Source organism: uncultured Thiodictyon sp., assembly GCF_903828115.1.
Lineage (GTDB): Bacteria > Pseudomonadota > Gammaproteobacteria > Chromatiales > Chromatiaceae > Thiodictyon.
Genome location: NZ_CAIKKU010000423.1, coordinates 1 through 4,925, shown reverse-complemented (window position 1 = coordinate 4,925; position 4,925 = coordinate 1). Strand labels below are relative to the sequence as shown.

The 4,925-nt window shown below is 64.2% G+C and carries 3 protein-coding genes and 1 pseudogene; 1 reads left to right on the top strand and 3 read right to left on the bottom strand.

What is annotated here, in order from left to right:
• Positions 1-4 precede the first annotated feature (4 nt).
• The 3 genes from moaA to QZY48_RS15565 all read right to left on the bottom strand — a co-directional run bounded on the left by moaA (position 5) and on the right by QZY48_RS15565 (position 4,088).
• Complete coding sequence (moaA, locus tag QZY48_RS15575) at positions 5-991, bottom strand: GTP 3',8-cyclase MoaA (protein WP_295432425.1); 987 nt, start codon at positions 989-991, stop codon at positions 5-7.
• A 90-nt stretch (positions 992-1,081) separates the two neighbouring features.
• Positions 1,082-3,556: an arsenate reductase (azurin) large subunit gene (locus QZY48_RS15570; RefSeq protein WP_295432423.1), complete on the bottom strand. Its 2,475-nt coding sequence runs from the start codon at positions 3,554-3,556 to the stop codon at positions 1,082-1,084.
• A gap of 13 nt (positions 3,557-3,569) precedes the next feature.
• Positions 3,570-4,088 (bottom strand): arsenate reductase (azurin) small subunit, encoded by a 519-nt coding sequence (locus tag QZY48_RS15565; RefSeq protein ID WP_295432420.1) that lies wholly within the window; start codon positions 4,086-4,088, stop codon positions 3,570-3,572.
• Positions 4,089-4,190: 102 nt separating this feature from the next.
• Between QZY48_RS15565 and QZY48_RS15560 the strand changes: the two are divergent.
• A pseudogene (locus QZY48_RS15560) lies at positions 4,191-4,829 on the top strand (integrase core domain-containing protein).
• Positions 4,830-4,925: the final 96 nt, after the last annotated feature.

The following is a 4,925-nucleotide window of genomic DNA, read 5'->3' as shown; positions in this document are numbered from 1 at the left end:
GGGCTCACCCCCCGGTCTGAGCCATGAACCGAACAACCTGCGCGGGCCGCTCATTGAACTCGTGGCGCTCCGGTTTCCGAGTGATCGCATGGCGCAGGTGCGCGACCAGCTCCTCGTCGCTGACACCGGCACGCAACAACGAGCACAAGGGATCGCTGTGCTCCTGACCGAGACACAGGTACAGGGTGCCATCCACGGTGAGTCGGACCCGGTTGCAGGTCGCGCAGAAATGTTGGGACAGCGGGGTAATGAAACCGATGCGGGTCTCACCGGCCCCAACGCGGTAATAGCGCGCCGGGCCGCCGCCAGGCAGCAGATCGGGAATCAGGGTGTAGCGGCGCTCCAGGCGCTCCTTGATCCGACGCAGATCGACGTACTGGTGCTGGGCGGCCTGGCCGGTCCGGCCCCTTGGCATGGTCTCGATGAGCCGCAAGGTGAAGCCATGCTGCGCGCAGAACTCCAGGATTTGCTCGATCTCCCCATCATTCACCCCGGCCATGACGACGGTGTTGATCCGGATCGGCTCGAATCCCGCCCGGCGGGCCGCCCTGAGGCCGCGCAGCACCTGGTCGAGCCGCCCTCCGGTCACCTGGGCGAAGACCTCGGGCCGCAGACTGTCGAGGCTGGCATTCAGGCGCCGCACGCCGGCCTGATAGAGGGGTTCAGCCAAGGTGTCCATCTGTGTGCAGTTGCTGGACAGGGACAGATCGTCGAGCCCAGGCAGGGCAGCCAGGCGCGCGGCCAGCCGCGGCAGCTCGCGCCGCATCAGCGGCTCACCGCCGGTCAGGCGTACATGGTGGACACCGAGACGGGTGAAGGCGCCCACCACGCGGGTGATCTCGTCGAACGTGAGCCAGTGCTCAGGTTCCTCGAAGCCCTTGAAGCCTTTGGGCAGGCAATAACCGCAGCGCAGGTCGCAGCGGTCGGTGACGGAGAGGCGCAGATAGGCGATCCGGCGGCCGAATGGGTCCGTCAATGGTTGGGTCGTCATGGCGCTCGTCTGTTCATTGACTTGCCTCGGTAAGTGGACGTTGCGGACGAGGCAGCGGCCCCGTCCGGCTTGGCGGAAGTGCGGGATTGCTCAGGTCGACAGGAACCGCCGTCGCTTGAACGAAACCGTCCGTTTGTAGTCCTTCATGGTCCCCACCTTGCGGATATCCGCCCAGGTGCCCTTGTAGTAGGGGATCAGGTTGCGGTCGGTCCAGTCGGTGACCACGTCGCCCACCACGCCATTGTCGTAGCCGAACATCATGAAGGTCTGATTGCGGGCGATGTCGGGCTCAAGGTATGCCATGGCGAAGGCGGAGCCGAAGTCATTGTGCAGTTCCACGATGTCGCCCGATTCGATCCCCAACTCCTTTGCATCCTGGGGATTGATCTCCAGCGGTGACATGGGGAAGCGGTCACGCCGGAAGGGCAGGAAGCGGTCGTGATAGGCCGTCTGCCAGATGTGGTTGGTACGGCCGTTGTTGACCCAGAAGCGGTACTTCTTCTTCTGGGTCTCGACGGTTCCCGGCAGGCCGTTCCAGGGCGATGGCAGGAACTGGGCCTTGCCGTCCTTGGTGTCGAACTTGTAATCCGTGTAGAGCATTTCGGTACCGACGAGCTTGCCGTCCTTGACCTCTTTGATCGGTAACTGGACGCCGTTGGTACCCATGGCCCGCAGCCCCGCATAGGTGGCCAGATCGCCGGTCGGGCCGCCCTGACTGTCGATCCCGGCGGGCTTGCGGAAGCCGTCGTTGAAGGCGTCCTCCTCGGTCTTCCAATCGAAACCGCGGAAGCGTTTGGCCATCTCGACATTGCCGTCTTTCTCGTAGAGCGCCTTCAGGGTATTGGCGATATCGGCGGCGATCAGACAATCGGGTTTGGCCTCACCCGGGGGGTCCATGAAGCGCTCCGACAGCCGCATGCGCCGCTCGCCGTTCATGGCGGTAAGGTTCATCTCGCCGGGGTGGGCGGCCGGCAGCAACAGGTGTGCCGCATCGGAGAACTTGGTGTGGTAGAGGTCGATGTTGACGACGAAGAGACCGCCGCGGTGCTCCACCGCGTCGTGGATCAGGTCGACCAGTTCCACGGCACTCGCCCCGCGGGCCTTGCTGATGACATCGCGCACAATGGCCGCTCGGCGGTAGACCGCCTCGCGGTATTGCTCCGCATTCAGCGTGGACTGGAAGGCGTTGCAGGCCCACACGGTGAGCATCTTGCCGTTGCCCTTGATGATCTCCTCATCGACATACTTGGCCGGGCGCCCGCCGGGATAGGGCGGGCGGGCATAGCCCTCCTGATGGCCGCCCATGCGCACCACACCGGTGCCGCGTCGTCCCACATTGTGGGTGGCAAGCACCAGGTCCACCAGGGCCGACTGGATGCGGTAGTTGTCGTTGCCCCAGATGATGCCCTTTTCATAGCCGTGCATGGTGCGCTTGCGCTTGCCGTCGGCCTTGGGGGCATAGGCCCAGTCGGCGGCCTTCTGAAGGTCGGCGACCGGCACCCCGGTGATCTTGCTGCAATCCTTCAAGCTCAAACGGTTGGCGGCCAGGGCCGCATCGAAGCCGCTGGTATGGGCCGCGATGAATTCCTTGTCGTGCCAACCCTTCTCGACCACATAGGTCAGGAGTCCGTTGAAGAGCGCGGTATCGGTCCCGGGCAGGATGGCCAGATGCAGGACGTTCTCGGGGCCGGCGATGTGGTTGGCCACGGACAGTGTCAGACTGCGGCGCGGGTCGATAAAGATGACCTTGGCCTTCTCCGCGGTCTCGCCCGGGAACCATTCCTGTTTCTTCTTGATACTGAGCCCGGTCATGTTGGGCATGGCATGGGCGAGGAAGTAGTTGGTCTGGGTCTCGTAGCCGTTAGCACCGACATAAAACAGGGTGTCGGCGACCTCGGAATCCTCATAGCTGTTGTTCAGTTCGCCGACGCCCATGTCGCGCGTGGCGTGACACTCCGAATTATAGGCCGGGCGATTATGGATGCGGACCAACTGGGTGCCGATGGCGCTGAACATCAGCTTGCCGCTGCCCCAGGTGTTCTCGAAGCCGCCGCCGGCACCGCCGTGGTCGAAGGCGTTGAAGGCGAGCTGATCCGGGCCGCCGGCATCCAGGATGCGCTTGGTGACCCCAGCATAGACCTTGAGGGCATGATCCCAATTGGTCTCCACCCAGTCGTCGCCGGTAAAGAGCTTGGGGTAGGACAGGCGCTGGCGGGAGGTCCCCTCGCCGCTGTACATGATGCTCGCCATCTGGCCGCCGCGGGTCGATGACAGGCCCTGGTTCACCACGCACTGCTTGTCCGGCAGGATCATGATGTGGTGGCGGCTGCCGTCCCGGTCGGTGACCACATTGTGCATGGGCGGCGTCATGATGATGCCGAGCGGCGGGACCTGGGTGCGGAAATCGATCTTGAGCGCGTTCTCGTCCGGGGCCCGTCCGCCCTCGACATTCTCCGGCCACTTATAGACGTGGTAGCCGCAGCCGACGATGCAGAAATGGCAGGTCATATTGGTGCGCTGCGCGTCCGGGGGCGGCAGCGGGATACGGTCGCGAAATTGGGTCATGGCGGTCTCCCGGTTACAACAGGTTGCTTTGGCGGCCGTAGATCAGACCCTCGACCGCGACGGCGTAGAGGGTGTCGTCCTGGGCATCGTGTTCCAGGAGGATGCGCGGGAGGTTCTCGGTCGCCTGACCGTCGACCATCTGACCATGCATCTCCGGATCGAAGATGCTGAAGTGGCAACCGCACTTGAAGGTGCGCGCCACCTTGTCATAGCTCAGGGGACAGCCGTTGTGGGTACACTGGGTGCTGAAGGCGACGATGTCGCGGTCCGGCCCCATCCCGCCCGGCACTGCACGGCCGGTCTTGATGATCTGGCAGAAGGACTGCGCGTCCGGATAGGTAAAGGGCTGCGGGACGTCCGGCTTCATGGTCCCCGCCTTGGTGATCGCCGTGCGCGGGTATGGAAGGGTCGTGGCCCCCGGCGCCCGCGGCGCCTCGGCGGCGGCGCCTAAGCCGCTCCCGATCAGGGCGGCCCCGGCCGCGGCGGCGGCACCGCCGGCCCTGAGAAATTTACGTCGGCTGAGATCTGTCATCTATGTTCCTCCTCGTTGTTGCTGTCCCGACCGAGTATATAGTGGACCTTGAAAACCGGACAGCAATTTAAGCTCGCGTCGAACCAAAAGGGGCATGTCAGAATGGGCGAAGCGAAGCGCAAGACGTACACGGCATCCTTCAAGGCCAAAGTCGCTCTGGAGGCGATCCGCGGGGTCAAGACGACGAACGAGATCGGTCAGGATCATGGGGTCCATCCCGCCCAGGTGGGGCAGTGGAAGAAGGAGATCCTGGAGCAGGCCGGGACGCTGTTTGAAACCAAGCGTGGACGCCAGAAAGTGGACGAGCAGGCGGAACCCGAGCGTCTCTACAGCGAGATCGGGCGGCTGAAGATGGAACTGGACTGGTTGAAAAAAAAGTCCGGGCTGAGCCTGTGAGCACCCGGCGCGCGTGGATCGCGCGTGACGAGGCGCTGGCGGTCGGCCGCCAAGGACGCTGGTATCGCCATCAGCATGGACGGGCGTGGCCGGGCGCTGGACAACATCTTCGTTGAGCGCCTGTGGCGCAGCCTCAAGTACGAGGACATCTACATCAAGGGCTATGCCAGTCTGCCGGAGCTGCTGTTGGGCCTGCGCGCGTACTTCGCCTTCTACAACAGTGAGCGACCCCACCAGTCGTTGGGCTACCGCACGCCCGACTTGGTGTACCACTCCGGGGAGGGTGGCGGGGCCAGGATCGTCGACCGCTTCGGTGCTCCACCAGCCCCGGCCCTGGCGGCCTGAGGGGAAAGCTCCATGCTGGCGGACTCCGTGTGGACAAAGCGTGAATGTCGCAAGCGAGCGTGGGGGCAAGCCGGGGACAACTCGCCCCCGGCGTGG